This window comes from Halorubrum sp. CGM4_25_10-8A, assembly GCF_005435025.1.
Taxonomy (GTDB): domain Archaea; phylum Halobacteriota; class Halobacteria; order Halobacteriales; family Haloferacaceae; genus Halorubrum; species Halorubrum ezzemoulense.
The window spans coordinates 57340-74265 of record NZ_SGTX01000009.1 but is presented as its reverse complement, the minus strand read 5'-3'; the positions used below and the strand labels follow the sequence as shown (position 1 = coordinate 74265).

The window sequence follows — 16926 nt, the reverse complement described above, 5'->3', positions numbered from 1 at the left end:
ATGACGGGCGACGGCGACGGCGCCGGGCGGAAACCCGACGCCTCCGGCGATCCCGACCCACGAGTGCGCCCCGGCCGACCCGCCGACGCCGACCGGATCCGCGGGCTCCAGTCGCACCTCAGGCAGCCGAGCCCGGACCTCCTGGAGTACGGCCTCGCGGTTGGCGCCGCCCGCGTGAGCGTCGCCGAGGGACGCGTCGTCGGCTACCTCCTCCCCGTGGACGCGCCGAACCGCCCGGGGCTCCACGTCGCGGAGCTCGTCGTCGCGCCCGGCTTCCGGCGCGAGGGGCGCGCCCGCGGGCTCCTCGACGCGGCGATCGCGGACGCCGACGGCCCCGTCACGCTCCAGGCCCACCCCGACAACGACGCCGCCCGCTCGCTGTACGAGTCGCTCGGCTTCGAGGTCGTCGACCGCCGACCGGACGCGTACGCCGACGGCGACGCGCTCGTGCTGCGATACGTCTCGTAAGGGGTCGGCGGCGCGCTCGTATGCGGGGACCGCAGGCACAAGGACTATTCGAGCGCCACGCCTCCGGACAGCCATGAGTGACGCCGACGCGGAGACGGGGTCGATCGAGGTCGACTTCGGCGAGGACGGGCTGGTGCCGGCGGTCGCCCAGGACGCCGACTCCGGCGAGGTGTTGATGCTCGCGTACGTCTCGCCGGAGGCGCTGGCGCGTACCCGCGAGACCGGCGAGGCGCACTACTACTCCCGGTCCCGCGAAGAGATCTGGCACAAGGGAGATACCTCGGGCCATACCCAGTCGGTCCGGGAGGTCCGGGTCGACTGCGACGCCGACGCGCTGCTGTACCTCGTCGACCAGGCCGGCGGCGCCTGCCACACCGGCCACCGCTCCTGTTTCCACCGGACGGTCGACGGCGAGAACGTCGGCGAGCGCGTCTTCGACCCGGACGAGGTGTACTGACCGATGTCGGGGGAAACCGCCGGCGCCACGTCGGGAGGCGCCGAGGGCGACGAGGACGACCCCGTCCGCGGGGCCGGCGAGGCGGCCGCGCGGCTCCGGGAGCGCTACGACGAACTCCGCCGGATCGAGTCGCGGATCGACGACCACGGGCGGGACCGGGTCGAGGCGGCGGCCGACGCGTACCGCCACGCGCACCGGATCCTCGACCGATACGAGGAGGACGCGGTCGGCTCCGGCGACTTCGAGTCGTACGTCCGGTTCCGCGGCGAGTTCGGGGACGCGGTCGACGTCGACGACGACCTGCCGGCCGCCGAGGCGTTCGAGGCGGCGGACGAGGCGGTCGACAAGCGGCGCCTCTCCGACGAGGACTTCGCGACCGCCCGCGAGGCGCTGGAGCCGGCGGGGGAGTTCGTCGACCTCCTGGAGGCGTACGACGACGCGGTCGACGACTACCGGGCGGGCCGGAAAGCGGCCAAAGAGGCCCGCAAGCGGCTGGAGTCGCGGGTGGAGGAGCTCCGTGAGGTCGCCGACATGGCCGACGCGGACCTCGACGCGGACCTCGACCGCCTCCGCGGGCCGATCGATTCGTACGATGAGGCGGTGATGGAGGCGTTCCGGGAGTTCTTCAAGTCGGCGTCCGCCCGCGAGGTGTTCGACTTCCTCGACCGCGCGGACGCGACTCCCTTCGTCGACGTCGACGTGCCGCCGACCGACCTCGCGGAGTACGTCGAGACGCACGCGGCCGGCGAGGAGCCGCCCGCGACGCTGCTGGAGTACGCCGACTACACGAACTCGAAGCTCGACCACTACGTCGACGACCCGGGCGCGCTCCGCACGGCGGTCGCGGTCCACCGGACGTACCTCGAACGGCTCGACGGCGAGCCGCTGACGCTCGACTGGCCGCCGAAGCCGGGCGACGAGCTCGCCTACGAGATCGACGAGCTGGTCCCGCTCGTCGGGCGGATCGCCGACGACGACGCGGTCGCGACCCTGCGCTCGGTCCGCGAGCTCGCGCGGAGCGACGAGTACGGGCGCCTCCGCCGCGCGGCGGAGGTGCGCCACGCGCTCGACGACGGGGACCTCGCCCTGATCGAGCGCGGCGAGGCCGACGAGCGGCTCGCCGAGGCCGAGCGGACGCGCTCGGTCGTCGACGACGTGTTGAGCGAGACGGAGCGGTGAGCGGCGCGGGCGGCGACCGGATCCCCCGCCGTCGAGTGCGGATTTTTAAGCCTCGTCGCGGCGGAGCACGGGTATGACCCGATTCGACGCCGCGACCGAGGACGAGCGGCTGAAGCTGTTCGCCGACGCCGCGGCCGCGCACCGCGCGCGCTCCGGCGACGTGATGACCGTCGACGTCGACCCCGACAGCGACGACACCAACGGCGGCGAGGTCCCGCCGTGGATCCAGCTCGCGGGCACGGAGCTAATTCTCGACTGTACCGACGAGGAGCTGGAGCGGCTGAAGGCCCTGCTCTCGGAGTTCCCGGAGTTCCGCATCGACGAGCTCGTCAGCCCGGAGGAGGCCGAGGGGACGAACGCGGTCGTCACGGCGCGCTCGGACGCGAACCGCGTCGCCGGGTTCGTCGAGCGCGCCTTCCGAGAGGTGTACGAGCTCGACGCCGAGTACCGGGCGTGGGTGACGGCGATCTGACGCGGGCGATCGGCAAAGGCGTCACCGACCGGCCGGGCGTTACCGGCCGACCCGAACGTCACCGACCGCGGGTCACTTCGCGAAGTAGCTCGTGAAGTAGCCCGAGAGGAAAGAGCTGATCGCGACCGCGAGGAGGAGGTCGGTCGTGTCGTGGTCGCCGTCGTCGGCCGCGAACCAGGTGACCGCGACGCCGATGCCGAGCGAGATCAGGCCGTTCGCCGTGTCTTCTTTGACTCCCATACCCCCCGTTGGCGGCGGAGCGACAAAACCGATGCGGCGGGTCCGGTCTCGTCCGCACCGCGGCGAGTCGGCGCGGTCGCGCTAGCGCCCTCACCGCCGCTCAGTGGAACCCGCGGTCGACGTCGTCGTCCTCGATCAGGTCGTCGAGCTCGGCGGTGAGCAGCTCCTCGGCCTCCTCGAAGGTGTCGGAGAGTTCGTCGAGCTCGTCGGGCCGTCCGTCGAACTCGTACTCCATCGGGCCGAAGGCGGGGGAGTCGACCGCTTCCATCACGTCCTCAAAGAGGTGGTCCGGGTCGGTCGGCGCCTCGGCGTGGACTCTCAGCGTCTCGGTGAGCCGCGTCGCCATCTCCTCGGCGTGGTCCTCGTCCTCGGGCGCCGTCCGGACCGCGAACCGCCCGTCGCTGTCGGCGTCGGGCAGGAGCGGGTCCAGCCCGTCGTCGACCTTGCGGGCGACCTGCGCTCCGACGCCGCGGAGGTCGCGAGGGTTCTTCGCGTACGTCTTCAGGTGGTAGAGGCCGACGCTCGGGTGACCGAAGTAGAGGTCCTCTCCGAGGCCGCCGCGGCGGGAGCCGGCGACCGCGCGCCAGCCGTCGGGGTCGGTCGAGTCGCTCGCGACGTCCGCGAGGATGTCGTCCCAGTCTCGCACGCGCATGTCGGTCGACAGTACGGAAACGCGGGCGCAAGAGCGTGTCGGTGGCGGCGGCGCGCGCCGGAGCGGGTCGTCAGGGCGCGTGGAACGAGGGCGGTCGGCGGGACTACTGGTACGCCTGAATCCCGGTGAGGTCCTCGCCGAGGATCAGGGTGTGGATGTCGTGGGTCCCCTCGTAGGTGTAGACGGTCTCCATGTTCGCCATGTGGCGCATCGGGGAGTAGTCGGCCGTGATCCCGTTGCCGCCGAGCATCTCGCGGGCGATCCGCGACTGGTCGCGCGCCGTCCGCACGTTGTTGCGCTTGGCCATCGAGACGTGCTGTGGCCGCAGCTCCCCCGCCTCCTTGAGGTCGGCGAGCCGGTGGGCGAGCAGCTGCGCGAGCGTGATCTGCGTCGCCATCTCCGCGAGCTTCTCCTGTTGCATCTGGAAGCCGCCGATCGGCTTGCCGAACTGCTCGCGGTCCGTGGCGTACTCCCGGGCGGTCTCGAAGCAGTCCTGCGCGGCGCCGACGGCGCCCCACGCGATGCCGTAGCGGGCCTGTGTCAGACACGACAGCGGTCCCTTCATCCCATCGACGCCGGGGAGGCGGTTCTCGGCGGGCACGCGGACGTTCTGGAGGCTGATCTCGCCCGTGATCGACGCCCGGAGGCTGAGCTTCTCGTCGATCTTGTTCGTCGTGACGCCGTCGCGGTCGGTCTCGACGAGGAACCCGCGGACGGGCGTCTCCTCCTCGCCGTGGTCCTTCGCCCACACGACCGCGACGTCCGCGATCGGGGAGTTCGTGATCCACGTCTTCGAGCCGTTCAGGACGTACTCGTCGCCGTCGGGCTCGGCCATCGTCTCCATCGCGGAGGGGTTCGACCCGTGTTCCGGCTCCGTGAGCCCGAAACAGCCGACCGCATCGCCGGTGCCGAGCCGCGGGAGCCACTCCTCTTTCTGCTCGTCGCTGCCGAACGCGTGGATTGGGTACATCACGAGGGCCCCCTGAACGCTCGCCATCGAGCGGAGTCCGGAGTCGCACGCCTCCAGCTCGCGCATCAGCAGGCCGTACGCAGTCTCGCTGACATCGGGTAAGCCGTACCCGTCGAGGTTCGGCGCGTAAAAGCCCATCTCACCCATTTTCGGGATGAGGTCCGTGGGGAACGTCCCCTCGATCCAGTGGTCGCCCATGTCCGGGACCTCCCCGTCGACGAACGAGCGCGCGGAGTCGACGAGCAGGCGCTCCTCCTCGGACAGGGTCGACTCCATGTCGAAGTAATCCAGCATACCATCGCTATCGAACCCAAGAATAAATAACCATAGTTGTGTCCGCCACCCGACCGGAGCCGCGGGCAGCGGTGGTCAGGGAGAGACGGGCGACCCCGGCGAGAGGCCTATCGGGAACGGTTCGGCACCGGTCACGCGTCCGCGTGGCACGAGTAGCCGCACGCGGACGTGGAGCCCGCCCGATCTGCGGGTCTCCCACCCGTAGTTTTGTATCGCGGTTACGAGGGGTTCCCCATGGAGTTTCCCGACCGTTCCGAGGTCGACGGGCTCATCGATCCGCAGCCCCTGCCGGAGTTCGCGCGGGTCCGGTACGAGCCGCGGGCCGAGCGCCTTGACGGGGTCGCGGAGACGGCGCGCGAAGAGCTGGACGAACTCGCGCTCGACGGCCTCGACTCGGGCGCCACCGTGGCCGTCGGGGTCGGCAGCCGCGGGATCGACCGGATCGACGAGGTCGCGGCGGCGGTCGTCGAGCGGATCGCCGAGCGCGGCTTCGAGCCCGTGGTGGTGCCGGCGATGGGGAGCCACGGCGGCGCGACTCCGGAGGGGCAACGAGAGGTGCTGGCGGCGCTCGGAGTCACCGAGGAGCGCGTCGGCGCGCCCATCGACGCGCGGATGGGAGCCGAGCGGCTGGCGACGGCGGGCGTCGGCGACGCCGACCTGCCGGTGTACTTCTCCGAGGCGGCGCTCGCGGCCGACGCCGTCATCGTGGTGAACCGGGTGAAGGCTCACACCAACTTCACGGGGGAGATCGAGAGCGGGCTGACGAAGATGACGGTCGTCGGGCTCGGTAAGCAGCGCGGGGCGAAGTCGTTCCACTCGACGGCGCTCGCCGAGGGGTACGTCGAGACGCTGACGGCCGCGCTCGACGTGATCGAGGAGGAGACTCCCCTCGTCGGGGGAATCGCGCTCGTCGAGAACTTCGAGGAGGAGATCGGTCACCTGGAGGCCGTCCCGGCGGGGTCGTTCCTCGCCCGGGAACCGGAGCTGTTGGAGCGCGCGAACGACGAGATGCCGACGCTCCCCGTCGACGACGTGGACCTCCTGGTCGTCGACGAGATCGGGAAGGAGATATCAGGGGCGGGGATGGACACGAACGTCATCGGGCGGTACCGCGTCCTCAACGCGCCCGACCCGGAGACGCCCGACGTCGACCTCATCTACGTCCGCGGGCTCACCGAGGCGACGAAGGGGAACGGCAACGGGATCGGGCTCGCGGACCTCACCCGGCGGTCGGCCGTCGACCAACTGGACCTGAAGAAGTCGTACGTGAACGCGCTCACGAGCGGGTCGCTCGCGAAGTCGAAGCTCCCCGTCGTGGCGCCCGACGACGAGTTCGGGCTCCGGACCGCGGCGGCTGCGTTGGGGGCGTACGACCCCGAGACCGCCCGGATCGTCTGGATCCGAAACACGCAGGACCTCGGCGAGTACCGCGTCTCCGACGCCGTGGTCGACGACCTCCCGGAAGGGGCTGACGTGGTCGGCCGCGAGACGGTCGCGTTCGAGGACGGGACGGCGCGGTTCGAGGCGGCGGGCGGCGACGCATCGGGCGCCTGACGCCCAGTACGGCCGCGTCGAGCGTGTCGGTCGCTCCGCCGCTTGCCTGCAAGAAAATGTTTTCACGGCGTACGCGGGATAGGAGAGACATGGACCTACAGATCGACGGGAACGCGGCGCTCGTCACCGCATCGTCCAGCGGGCTCGGCAAGGCATCGGCGAAGGCGCTGGCGCGGGAGGGCGTCGACGTCGTCATCAACGGCCGTGACGAGGAGCGACTGGCGGCCGCGAAAGAGGAGATCGAGGCGGTCGCGACCGGCGAGGTCGTCGCACAGCCGGCCGACCTGACGGACGCCGCCGAGGTCACCGCACTCGTGGAGGCGACCGTCGACGAGTTCGGCACTGTCGACCACCTCGTGACGAGCGCCGGCGGCCCTCCTTCCGGCTCGTTCCTCGACACCGACGACGAGGACTGGCAGCACGCCTACGACCTGCTCGTGATGAGCGTCGTCCGGCTGGCGCGGGAGTCGTATCCCCACCTCAGGGAGGGCGACGGCGGCACCATCGTGAACATCACCTCCCGCAGCGTGAAGGAAGCCATCGACAGCCTCGTGCTGTCGAACGCGGTCCGGATGGGCGTCATCGGGCTGGAGAAGACCCTCTCGAAGGAGTTCGCTCCGGAGGTGCGCGCGAACGCGGTCCTGCCGGGCCCCCACGAGACGACCCGGATCCGGGACCTCGTCGAGGCCGCCGTCGAGCGGGGCGAGTACGACTCCTACGAGGAGGGGCTCGACGACTGGGCGGGGAACCCCCTCGAACGCATCGGCGACCCGATGGAGCTCGGCAACACGGTCGCGTTCCTCTCGTCGCCGAAGTCCGGCTACGTCAACGGTACCGCGCTCCCGATCGACGGCGGCTCCACCGGAGCGAACCTATGAAGCCGGTTGCGTTCGACGAGGCGGAGACGTACGAGCCGGAGGAGGGCTGGCGGCGCGTGTCGATGGCGGGCAGCGACCGGTTCTCCTTCGAGTGGTTCGAGAAGCCGCCGGGCCACAGCTCGCCGATGCACGACCACGAGAACGAGCAGGTGTGCCTCTGTCTGGAGGGCGAGCTGACCGTCGCGACCGAGGACGACGAGGTGACGCTTCAGAAGAACGACTCCGTCCTCTTAGCGCCCAACGAGCCCCACCGCGTCGAGAACACGGGCGACGAGCTCGCCGTCGGCCTCGACGTGTTCGCGCCCGGACGCTCGTTCGACTTCTGGACCGACCGCGAGGAGTGAGATGAGTGGACCGAGGACGAGATGAAGTACCTCGCGCGCACGGCGACCGGCAACCCCCTGCTCGGCGACGAGACGGGGTACGTCCCGCTCGGCGCCGTCGAGCCCGACCTCGAGACGGTCCGCGACGCGCTCCCCCGAGCTGCCGCGGGGACGCTCGGCAGCGTCGCCAGCGCGACGGCCGACCCCGTCCCGGCGGCCGACCTGTCGTTCGGCGCGCCGCTGGCGTCGTTCGGGAAGCTGTGGGGGATCGGCCTGAACTACGCGGAACACGCCGGCGATCTCGACGAGGAGCGCCCGACGGAGCCGGCGAGCTTCATGAAACCGTTGTCGGCCCTGACCGGGCCGGACGGCCCGATCCGCCTGCCGCCGCGGTCGCAGAGCGAACGGGTGACCGCCGAGGCGGAGCTGGCCGTCGTGATGGGCCGGACGTGCCGGGGCGTCGACGAGGGCGAGGTGAGCGACGTGATCGCCGGCTTTCTGCCCGTGATCGACATGACCGCGGAGGACGTGCTCCAGCAGAACCCCCGGTTCCTCACCCGGGCAAAGAGCTACGACACGTTCCTCGTGCCCGGCGCCGCGATCGCGGTGCTGGAGGGGCCGCTCGACCTCGACGGGCTCTCGGTGCGCACCGAGGTCAACGGGGAGGTGCGGGCCGAAAACGAGATCCGTAACATGCTGTTCCCGCCGGCGGAGATCGTCTCGTTCCACGCCGACGCGATGACGCTGGAACCGGGGGACCTGTTCAGCACGGGGACGCCCGGCGCGGCGCCGATCGCCCCCGGCGACGAGGTGCGGGCGGTCGTCGAGTCGATCGGGTCCGTCACCGCGCCGGTGACCCGGTAGGCGAGCGCCGACCCGACGCGGACGCGATCCCGGCTCACCGACAGCGTTTTTCGACGGCGCCGCCGAGCGGGGACGTGAACGTTCGGGGGCCGATCGTCTCCGTCGGGGAGGCGCGGACGGTGTCGACGTCGTACGGCGAGCGCGACCTCCGCGAGGTGCGGGTCCGGCCCGACCGCGGCGCGGGCGACCCGGTCGACGTGACGCTGTGGGGGAAGTGGACAGAGGTCGCCGAACACGCGGAGCCGGGGATGGAACTGCTCGTCACCGACCCCGAGGAGGACGAGTACCGCGGGGAGACGGGGTACGCGACGACCGACGAGTCGTGGGTCGTCCTCGAACCCGACTTCCTCGTCGACGTGACTGGCATCCGGTCGTGGGTCCAGTGCCCGCGGATGTACTACCTGAACAAACTGTCGGGGATTCCGCTCAACTACCCCGTCGTCAAGGGGACCATCGTCCACGAGGTGTTCGGCGACCTGCTCCGCGGGATGGACCTCGACGAGTCGGTCGCGGAGCGCGTGGCCGAGGCGGGCCTCGAACTTGGCCTCCTCGGCTACGAGACCGCGGAGGTGGAAGACGAGGTGCGGCGCAACGCCGCCGCGGTCGAGGGGTGGCTCGCGCAGGGGACGCTCGCCGACGAGGACACGTGGCGCTCGGAGTTCTCCCTCATCTCGCCCACGTTCGGGCTGAAGGGGCGCGCGGACGCGCTCCGGCGCGGCACGCCGGTCGAACTGAAGACGGGGAAGAACACCAAGCGGGAGCCGCGGTTCCACGACAAGGTGCAGGCGGCCTGCTACGCGCTCATGCTCGACGAGCGCGGCGTCGACCCGGACATCGGGACGCTGCTATACACGAAGAACACGGCCTTGGACCGCAACGAGGAGTCGGGCGACCTCGCGCCGGCCAAGGAGTTCACCGTCGGCCGGGGGTTCCTGGAGTTCGTCGTCCGCGAGCGAAACGCCCTCGCGGCCGCCGAGTGGCGCGCGCTCAACGAGGCCGGCGAGCGCCCCGCGGTGCCGACGGGGTACGAGGCCGACGCGACCTGCAGCTACTGCTTCGAGCAGGACGCCTGTATGGTCGTCTCCGGCCGGCTCGACCAGGAGTCGAAGGCGGGCCAGATCGGGACGCCGGTGCCCGAGGAGGAGCGCGACTACTTCGACCGGTTCTACGTCGCCCTCGAAGAGGAGCGCCGCGAGACTCACGCGGAGTACCGGAAGCTGTGGGAGCAGACGCCCGAAGAGCGCGCGGCCGACGACCGCGCGCTGATCGGCTTGGAGCCGGTCGCGCAGACGGAGATCGACGACGCCCGGTGGGAGCTTCGCGCGAAGAAGCCGGGCGACGCCGTCTCGAAGCTCCGCGAGGGCGACGTGGCGCTCGCGAGCGACGGCGACCCCGTCTCCGGCCACGCGGAACTGGGCCGGATCACAGCCCTCGGGAGCGACGAGGTCGTCGTCGAGACGGACGAGCCGGTGGAGCTGCGGCGGCTCGACGTCTACCCCTCCGAGATCTCCGTCGACCGCTCGCTGACCGCGCTCCACGACGCCGTCCTGAAGGGCGATCCCGACCGCAAGGACGTGATATTCGGCCGGCGGAACCCGTCGTTCCGGGACCCGGCCGAGCGCCCACCGGGCAGCCCCGGAGCCGACGACCCGGACGCGCCCGACGCCTACATCGACAACAACGCGGCGCAGAACGAGGCGGTCGAACTCGCGGTCGACGCCGAGGACTGCGCGCTGATCCACGGCCCGCCGGGGACGGGGAAGACGTACACAATCGCCCGGACGATCCGCGCGCTGGTCGCGGAGGGGAACCGGGTGCTGCTCTCCGCGTTCACGAACCGCGCGGTCGACAACGCGCTGGAGGCGCTCCGCGACCAGGGGTTCGACGACGTGCTTCGAGTGGGAACCGAGACCGGCGTCCGCGAGGACATGCGGGACGTGCGGCTCGTCCAGCGCGGCGAGCCGAACGCGAAGGCCGCCGAGTTGCGGGACGCGCCGGTCGTCGCCGCGACGACGGCGGCCTGCGGTTCCCGCGTCATGCGCGAGTGCGAGTTCGACGTGGCTCTCGTCGACGAGGCCTCCCAGCTCACCGAGCCCGGGACCCACGCCGCCGTCAACCTCGCCGACCGGTTCGTCCTCGTCGGCGACCACGAGCAGCTCCCGCCGGTCGTCCGCGCGGAGAACGACCTCCGGACCTCGCTCTTCCAGCGGCTCATCGAGACGTACCCCGACGCGAGCGTGATGCTCGACCGGCAGTACCGGATGAGCCAGCGGATCCAGGCGTTCGCCTCCGCGGAGTTCTACGACGGCGCGCTCCGCCCCGCGACCCCCGAGGTGGCCGGGCAGACGCTCGCGGACCTCGGCGTCGACCCCGACGCGCTCGCGCCCGACCTGACCGGCGGCGTCGGGTTCGTCGACCCGGACGGCGAGCGCGACGGGAACCGGAACGTCCGCGAGGCGGAGCGCGTCGCCGCGATCGCCGACGCCTACGTCGCCGCCGGCGTCGACCCCGACGACATCGGCGTGATCGCCCCCTTCCGGGCGCAGGTCGCGGAGATCGGCCGCCGGACCGACGTGACGGTCGACACCGTCGACCGCTTCCAAGGCTCCTCGAAAGAGGTGATACTCGTCTCGCTCGTCGCGACCGGCGACCTCGACGGGCCGATATTCGAGGACCACCGGCGGATGAACGTCGCGCTCACCAGGGCGAAAAAGCAGTTGACGCTGGTGGGCGACGCCGACGCCCTCGCCACGGACCCCTTCTACGCCCGGATGCTCGACTGGGCGCGGAGGTGAGGAGCGACCCTACGACTCGTCCGCGTCGGTGACGATCCCCGGCTCCTTGCTCGCGATCACGACGATCCGGTCGGTGAGGTCCTCGATCGTGTTCGCGAGCTCGTCCAACAGGATCGCGAGCTCGCGGTAGACGAGCGGCTCCTCGATCGCGTCGTCGGCGAACGCGGTCTCGATGGCGTCGTTGCGCAGCTCGTCGCACTCGCTCTCGAGGGCGCGGATCGACTCGATCCCCTCGGCGAGCGTCTCGGTGGCGTCGGCGCGCGCGAGCCCCCTGACGAACCCCTCGACGACCTCGGCGAGGACTTCGGTCATCTCGGCGATCCGGGCGGCCATCTCGCGCATGTCGGCGAACGGCTCGACGCCCGCGGCCGGGCGCATCATGGCAACCTCCTGGACGATCCGCTCGGTGTGGTTCGCGACCACGTCCAGCTCGTTGTAGAAGTCGAGCAGCGCGGACTCGTTGAAGTTGATCCGGGTGTTCAGCAGGCCGATGTCGTCCGGCCCGGCGTCGGTGATGAGCCCGGTGAGCCCGCGGACGAGGTCGTCGCACTCGCTCTCGACGGCGGCTATCTCGTCGACCGTGTCGCGGGACGCGCCCTCGCTCGCGTACTCGTCGAGCGCCCGCGGGAGGAGGGCGACGCAGTCGTCGATCCGGTCGAGGTACGCGACCGTTTGGGTCTCGAGCCGTTCCCCGAAGTCGGCGTCGGTGGACATGTGCGAACCCACGCGCGTCGGCGGTAAAGAGGTTCCCTCGCGTGTCGTCGATCGTGAGGGTCAGGCGGTCGCACGCCGCGGATCGGCGGTGCCGCGGACCCGCGTCCTACAGCTCGGCGGCGGCGTCGAGCGCCGCCTCGACCTCCGGGGCGTCGAACCACTCGCGGTCGGTGTACGCGTTCGCGCCGGCCGCGTACAGGTCCGAGACCGCGTCCACGACCGCCGGCGGGAGCGGGTCGGGGTCCGGGTCGCAGAGCTCGCGCCAGTCGTCGATGTCGCGGTCGGCGACCGCGTCCTTCGCCTCGCCGACGGCCGCGACCCAGTCGGGGTCGTTCGCCTTGTACCACTGGCGGACGACCTCCTTCGAGATCCCGCGGCCGCCGTACGAGAACCGGTTCTCGTCGAAAGTGCCGACCACGTCGGCGACCCGGAGTTCGCCGTCGACGTAGAGGCACTCGATCTTGCCGTCCTCGTGGACGAACCCGGTCGCCTCGGCGCGCTCGGTGACGACGCGGTTCACGTCGCGCGCGAGCGATTCGAGAGCGTCGACGGCGGCGGCGCCCGCGATCTCGTCGGCCTCCGCCCGGGTGAGATAGCGGTCCTGCTGCTCGTACTTCGTCGAGAACTCCACGACCGGCTCCGGGAGGTCGACCGGCTCGGCGGGCCAGTCGCCGTCGGCGAGGTCGTCGAGCCCGAGGTCGGCGGGCTCGGCGCGCTTCCGCAGGCTGGACCCGACGGGGACCCGGTTGCGGAAGACGACCTCCAGCGGGACGAGGTAGTTCCCCCCGCCCGCGGCGTGGAATGCCTCGTAGTCGTAGCCGGCGTGGGGCCCCTCGTACGACAGGTCGGGCACCTGCGTCAGGTCGATGGCCATCTCGGTGGGCGGCGCGGTCGCCTCGGCGAGGGGGACGGGGTCGGGCTCGGTCCCGTCGTCCGCGACGGTACCCGGGTCCACGACCCCGCGGTAGTGGGTCGGGACGCCCGCGTCCTCCAGTAGTTCGAAGTTGAACGCGCCCATCGCGCAGAGGCTCGCCCCCTTGTGGGGGATCGCGTCGGGCATCTGTCCCCAGTCGAACACCGAGTAGGCGTCGGTGAAGGCGAACCGACCTCGGCCGAGTCCGTCGGCGGTCGCCGGCTCGTCGACGCGGAATTCCTTGACGCTCGTCATGACTCACACCGCGACCGCCTCCCACATGAACCTTTCAGTTACGTGCGTACCTCGGACATGTTTTCCGAGGTTTGATCCACATATGTGCGGTATCTCGGTCGCGATGTGGACCGGCGCCCGCGCGCTCGCATCGAAAGCGACACCGGGATCCGCCCCCCAGTCCGGGGCATGAACGATGCGCGCGAGGTCGTCGTCCTCCGGTACGGCCACCGGCCGGGGCGCGACGACCGCATGACGACGCACGTCGGGCTCACGGCGCGGGCGCTCGGGGCCGACCGGGTGATCTTCCCCGACAACGCGGGCCAGTCGGCGGAGACGGTCCGCGACATCACCGGCCGGTTCGGCGGGCCGTTCGCCGTCGAACTGCGCGACGACCAGAAGGCGATCGTCCGGGAGTTCGACGGGGTCGTGGTCCACCTCACGATGTACGGCGAGCGCGTCCAAGACGTGGAGGCGGCCGTCCGGGAGGCGGTCGGGCTCGACGAACCAGAAGCGCCCGAGGAGTCGTCGCCGCCGCGCGACCTCCTCGTCGTCGTCGGCGGCGAGAAGGTGCCGTGGGCGCTGTACGAGCGCGCCGACTTCAACGTGGGCGTGACGAACCAGCCGCACTCGGAGGTCGCGGGGCTCGCCGTCTTCCTCGACCGCCTGTTCGACGGGGCGGAACTCGGCCGCGAGTGGGTCGACGCCGACCGGCGCGTCGTCCCGGAGGCGACCGGGAAGACGGTGATCGACGCGGGGACCGAAACCGACAGCGCCGGGGACGACGAGGCCGGAGACGACAGCCCCGGGAACGACCGAGCGTCCGAGCGCCGCGACTGACCCGGCTACTCTCCCGCGTCGCCGCGCTCGGCGTCTCGCTCGACGACCTCCGGAGTCCCGCTCAGGATGCCGCGGAGCCCCGACATCGGCTCGCCGACGGTGACCCCGTGCTCCGTGATCTTGAACTCGCGGATCGTCCGCTCGAAGTCGCTCGTCCGCTTCTTTAACACGCCGATCGCCTTGCGGAGCTCGCCGCCGACCTCTAGGTGCCGGAGGAAGAGGATGTTGTCGGCGAGGTAGCTGATGTTCTCCATGGTCGCGCGGAACTCCCCCGTGACGTTCCGCGTCTCGTCGATGAAGAGGCCGGTGACGCCCGCGTTCTTGAGATAGCGGCCGAGCGCGTGCATCTGCTGGAGCATCTGCTCTTTCTCGCCGCGCAGGGTCAGCCGATACCCGGAGATGCCGTCGATCATGACGATGTCGGCCCCCTCCTCCTCGACCTCGTCGCGGACCATGCGGGCGAACTCCTGTGGCGACCGCTCTAACGCCTCCACCTCCGTCACCTGAAGCGTCCCCTTCGCCAGCATCTCGTCGACGGGGATGTTGACCGCGCGCGACCGGGCGAGGAACGTCTCCCGGTTCTCCTCGAACAGGTAGATCACGGAGCGTTCCCCGCGGCCCGCGGCCTCCTTCATGAACTGGGTGCTGAGCGTCGTCTTCCCCACGCCGGTCGGGCCGCTCACGATGGTGACGGTGCCGCGCTCGATCCCGCCGTGGAGCAGCTCGTCGACCTCGGGGATCCCCGACGAGACCTGCTCGAACGCCAGCTCCTCGTCCCGCGTGCCGGGCTGGAGCGCGGGAAACACCTCCATTCCCGCGTCGGTGATCCGGTAGGCGTGGTCCCCGCTCTGCGTCGACGACCCCCGGAACTTGGGGACGCTGACCGTCTTGCCGTACGCCCCCGCGTCGAGCCGGACCGTCCCGTCCGTGATGAACTCGAGGTCGTCTGTCGGGAGCGACCGCGTGTTCTGGACGGTGAACAGCACGGTCGCCCCCCTGTCTTTCAGGAACCGCATGAATCCGACCACCTGCTTGCGGAACTGGTAGTCGTCCGAGAGGAGGAACCGGAGCTGCGTCAGCGGGTCGACCACCACCCGGTCGGGGTCGACCGCCGTCACGCCCTCGACGATCCGCTCGGTCAGCGGCTCTCGCTCGACCTCCGAGGGCGCGAACACCTCGTACGACTCGTCCTCGACGAACGCGTCCGCGCCCGGGCTCAGGTCGAGGAACTCGATCGAATCGGTGTCGAAGCCGAGCGCGTCAGCGTTCGCCTTCAGGTCGCGGAGGTCCTCTTCGAGGTTGACGAAGAGCGCCGTCTCCCCCTCGTCCACGCCCCGCTGGAGGAAGTGGAACCCCAGAATGGTCTTCCCGCTCCCGGCCTGTCCGCGGACCATGTAGCTCCGCGTGGGGACGAGCCCGCCCGACAGCACTTCGTCGAGGCCGTCGACGCCGGTCGACGCCCGCTCGGATAGCGACGTTGTCATACCGTGGTACTCGCCCCCGACCGTGATATATATGGGGTAGTTCTTAGTGGCTCCCCGACTCAGATACGACGAGATGGATTCGAAGTCGGACGCGGAGTCCGGGGGCGATGACGGCGGCGGGCCCCCGGACCGCCCCGCCGGGGACGACGCCGGCCCCGCTCTCTCCCGGGCCCCCGACGGCGACCGCGCGACGGTCCTCCTCCTGATGGACGCCGACCGCGACCGCGGGCTCCTGTCCGACGCGCTGTCCGACCGGTACGCCGTTCGGACCGCCGAGTCGCCGGACGCGCTGAACGGCGAGTTCGACTGCTGTCTCCTCGACGCCGGCGCCTTCGAGGCCGCCGCGGACGCGATCGACGCTCGACGCGAGCGCGCCGAGCCCGCGTTCCTGCCGTTCGTACTGCTGGTGAGCGAAGGGTCGCGGGCGGGGCTCGGCCACGCCGCGTGGGAGCGCGTCGACGACGTCATCGAACTCCCGGTCGGACGCCGGGCGCTCGTGACGCGCGTCTCGAACCTGGTCGAGCGGCGGCGGACGTCGCTCCGGTTCCGGCGGACCGTCGCGGACCTGCGGCGCAAAGAGCGGGCGATGGACGAGGCGCCCGTCGGGATCACCCTCGCGCGGGCGACCGACGGCGACGACAGCCCGCTCGTGTACCACAACCGGGAGTTCGAGGAGCTGACCGGCTACGGCGACGAGATCCTCGGCGAGGACTGTCGGTTCCTTCAGGGCCCCGACACCGGCGAGGAATCCCGGGCGAGGATACGGCGGGCGCTCGACGAGGACCGACCGGTCGAGGTCGACATCCTCAATTATCGGGCGAACGGCCAGAAGTTCTGGAACCGGCTCTCCATCGCGCCGCTGCGCGACAAGGAGGGGAACGTGACGAGCTACGTCGGATTCCAGGCCGACATCACCGAGCGGAAGATCCGCGAGCGGCGGCTGGAGGTGATGGCCCGAGTGCTCAACCACAACCTCCGGAACAAGATGAACCTCATCGAGGGGTACGCGGACCTCCTCCGCGACGACCCCGACGAGGAGTCTCGGCGTCGGTCGCTGGACGTCATCGCCGAGACGGCCTCGGACCTCACCGGGATCGCGGGCGCCGTCCAGACCGTCGACGAGACGGTCTCACCGCCCGGGCTCGACGCCCCGATCAACCTCCGAGACGAACTGGTCGAGCTCCGAGACCGGCTCCGCAGCCGCTACCCGGACGCGTCGGTGACCATATCGCTACCCGACGACGGACCGATAGAGACGACCGCCGTGGGCCTGCCCGTCGCCGTCTCCGAGGCGGCCGAGAACGCGGTGAAGCACAACGACGCGGCGACGCCGTCGGTCGAGGTGCGCGTCGAGCGCCGTCCGCCGGAGTGGATCGCGATCGAAGTCGAGGACGACGGTCCGGGGATCCCGGACCACGAGACGCAGGTGCTGGAGGCTGGCGAGACCTCGCTGACCCACGCGGACCGGCTCGGCATATGGCTCATGTACTGGGTCGTCGCCAAGGCGGGCGGCGAGTTCGACATCGACACCGACGGTGAGGGGACGACGGTCCGCCTGGAAGTCCCGGTGCGGCCCTGAGTCGGCCGATACACCG

General features: G+C 70.9%; 17 protein-coding genes. 11 read left to right on the top strand and 6 right to left on the bottom strand.

Annotation, left to right across the window (positions count from 1 at the left end; genetic code table 11):
• The 4 genes from EXE52_RS11025 to EXE52_RS11010 all read left to right on the top strand — a co-directional run bounded on the left by EXE52_RS11025 (position 1) and on the right by EXE52_RS11010 (position 2576).
• The gene (locus EXE52_RS11025) at positions 1-468 is read left to right on the top strand and encodes an N-acetyltransferase (protein WP_049931629.1); all 468 of its coding nucleotides are present in this window, start codon (positions 1-3) and stop codon (positions 466-468) included.
• A gap of 73 nt (positions 469-541) precedes the next feature.
• Positions 542-925 carry a phosphoribosyl-AMP cyclohydrolase gene (hisI, locus tag EXE52_RS11020; RefSeq protein WP_049931630.1) on the top strand — a complete coding sequence of 128 codons (384 nt, stop codon included), beginning with the start codon at positions 542-544 and terminating at the stop codon, positions 923-925.
• A gap of 3 nt (positions 926-928) precedes the next feature.
• On the top strand, positions 929-2104 hold the full coding sequence (locus EXE52_RS11015; protein WP_137703723.1) for a hypothetical protein: 1176 nt from the start codon (positions 929-931) through the stop codon (positions 2102-2104).
• A 73-nt stretch (positions 2105-2177) separates the two neighbouring features.
• Complete coding sequence (locus EXE52_RS11010; RefSeq protein WP_086215441.1) at positions 2178-2576, top strand: hypothetical protein; 399 nt, start codon at positions 2178-2180, stop codon at positions 2574-2576.
• Positions 2577-2648: 72 nt separating this feature from the next.
• On the opposite strand, the gene EXE52_RS18515 is transcribed toward EXE52_RS11010, so the two are convergent.
• The 3 genes from EXE52_RS18515 to EXE52_RS11000 all read right to left on the bottom strand — a co-directional run bounded on the left by EXE52_RS18515 (position 2649) and on the right by EXE52_RS11000 (position 4732).
• Positions 2649-2816 carry a hypothetical protein gene (locus tag EXE52_RS18515; protein WP_167373073.1) on the bottom strand — a complete coding sequence of 56 codons (168 nt, stop codon included), beginning with the start codon at positions 2814-2816 and terminating at the stop codon, positions 2649-2651.
• A 100-nt stretch (positions 2817-2916) separates the two neighbouring features.
• On the bottom strand, positions 2917-3468 hold the full coding sequence (locus tag EXE52_RS11005) for a hypothetical protein (RefSeq protein WP_049931633.1): 552 nt from the start codon (positions 3466-3468) through the stop codon (positions 2917-2919).
• Between the two features lie 103 nt (positions 3469-3571).
• Complete coding sequence (locus EXE52_RS11000) at positions 3572-4732, bottom strand: acyl-CoA dehydrogenase family protein (protein WP_089308159.1); 1161 nt, start codon at positions 4730-4732, stop codon at positions 3572-3574.
• Positions 4733-4966: 234 nt separating this feature from the next.
• On the opposite strand from EXE52_RS11000, the gene EXE52_RS10995 reads away from it, so the two are divergent.
• From EXE52_RS10995 to EXE52_RS10975, 5 genes are all read left to right on the top strand, one after another.
• Complete coding sequence (locus EXE52_RS10995) at positions 4967-6286, top strand: DUF362 domain-containing protein (protein ID WP_089308160.1); 1320 nt, start codon at positions 4967-4969, stop codon at positions 6284-6286.
• A gap of 89 nt (positions 6287-6375) precedes the next feature.
• Positions 6376-7164, top strand: a complete 789-nt coding sequence (locus EXE52_RS10990) for an SDR family oxidoreductase (protein ID WP_089308161.1) — start codon at positions 6376-6378, stop codon at positions 7162-7164.
• Entirely contained in the window at positions 7161-7508 is a 348-nt protein-coding gene (locus tag EXE52_RS10985; protein WP_089308162.1) for a cupin domain-containing protein, read from the top strand. Before EXE52_RS10990 ends, EXE52_RS10985 begins: the two co-directional genes overlap by 4 nt.
• A 21-nt stretch (positions 7509-7529) precedes the next feature.
• Entirely contained in the window at positions 7530-8351 is an 822-nt protein-coding gene (locus tag EXE52_RS10980; protein WP_089308163.1) for a fumarylacetoacetate hydrolase family protein, read from the top strand.
• 74 nt (positions 8352-8425) lie between these two features.
• Positions 8426-11146 (top strand): AAA domain-containing protein, encoded by a 2721-nt coding sequence (locus tag EXE52_RS10975; protein ID WP_089308164.1) that lies wholly within the window; start codon positions 8426-8428, stop codon positions 11144-11146.
• A 9-nt stretch (positions 11147-11155) separates the two neighbouring features.
• Here the strand turns inward: EXE52_RS10975 and EXE52_RS10970 are convergent, their stop codons facing one another.
• Positions 11156-11860, bottom strand: a complete 705-nt coding sequence (locus tag EXE52_RS10970) for a DUF47 domain-containing protein (RefSeq protein ID WP_089308165.1) — start codon at positions 11858-11860, stop codon at positions 11156-11158.
• Positions 11861-11966: 106 nt separating this feature from the next.
• Positions 11967-13028, bottom strand: a complete 1062-nt coding sequence (locus EXE52_RS10965; RefSeq protein WP_086215449.1) for a phosphoribosylaminoimidazolesuccinocarboxamide synthase — start codon at positions 13026-13028, stop codon at positions 11967-11969.
• A gap of 168 nt (positions 13029-13196) precedes the next feature.
• Here EXE52_RS10965 and EXE52_RS10960 point away from each other — a divergent pair, with 168 nt between their 5' ends.
• A complete protein-coding gene (locus EXE52_RS10960) occupies positions 13197-13847 on the top strand; it encodes a tRNA (cytidine(56)-2'-O)-methyltransferase (protein WP_089308400.1) in 651 nt (216 codons plus the stop codon).
• Between the two features lie 5 nt (positions 13848-13852).
• Here EXE52_RS10960 and EXE52_RS10955 read toward each other — a convergent pair whose 3' ends face one another.
• Entirely contained in the window at positions 13853-15331 is a 1479-nt protein-coding gene (locus tag EXE52_RS10955; RefSeq protein ID WP_086215450.1) for an ATPase domain-containing protein, read from the bottom strand.
• 73 nt (positions 15332-15404) lie between these two features.
• On the opposite strand from EXE52_RS10955, the gene EXE52_RS10950 reads away from it, so the two are divergent.
• Entirely contained in the window at positions 15405-16910 is a 1506-nt protein-coding gene (locus EXE52_RS10950) for a PAS domain-containing protein (RefSeq protein WP_089308166.1), read from the top strand.
• The last annotated feature ends 16 nt before the right edge of the window (positions 16911-16926 follow it).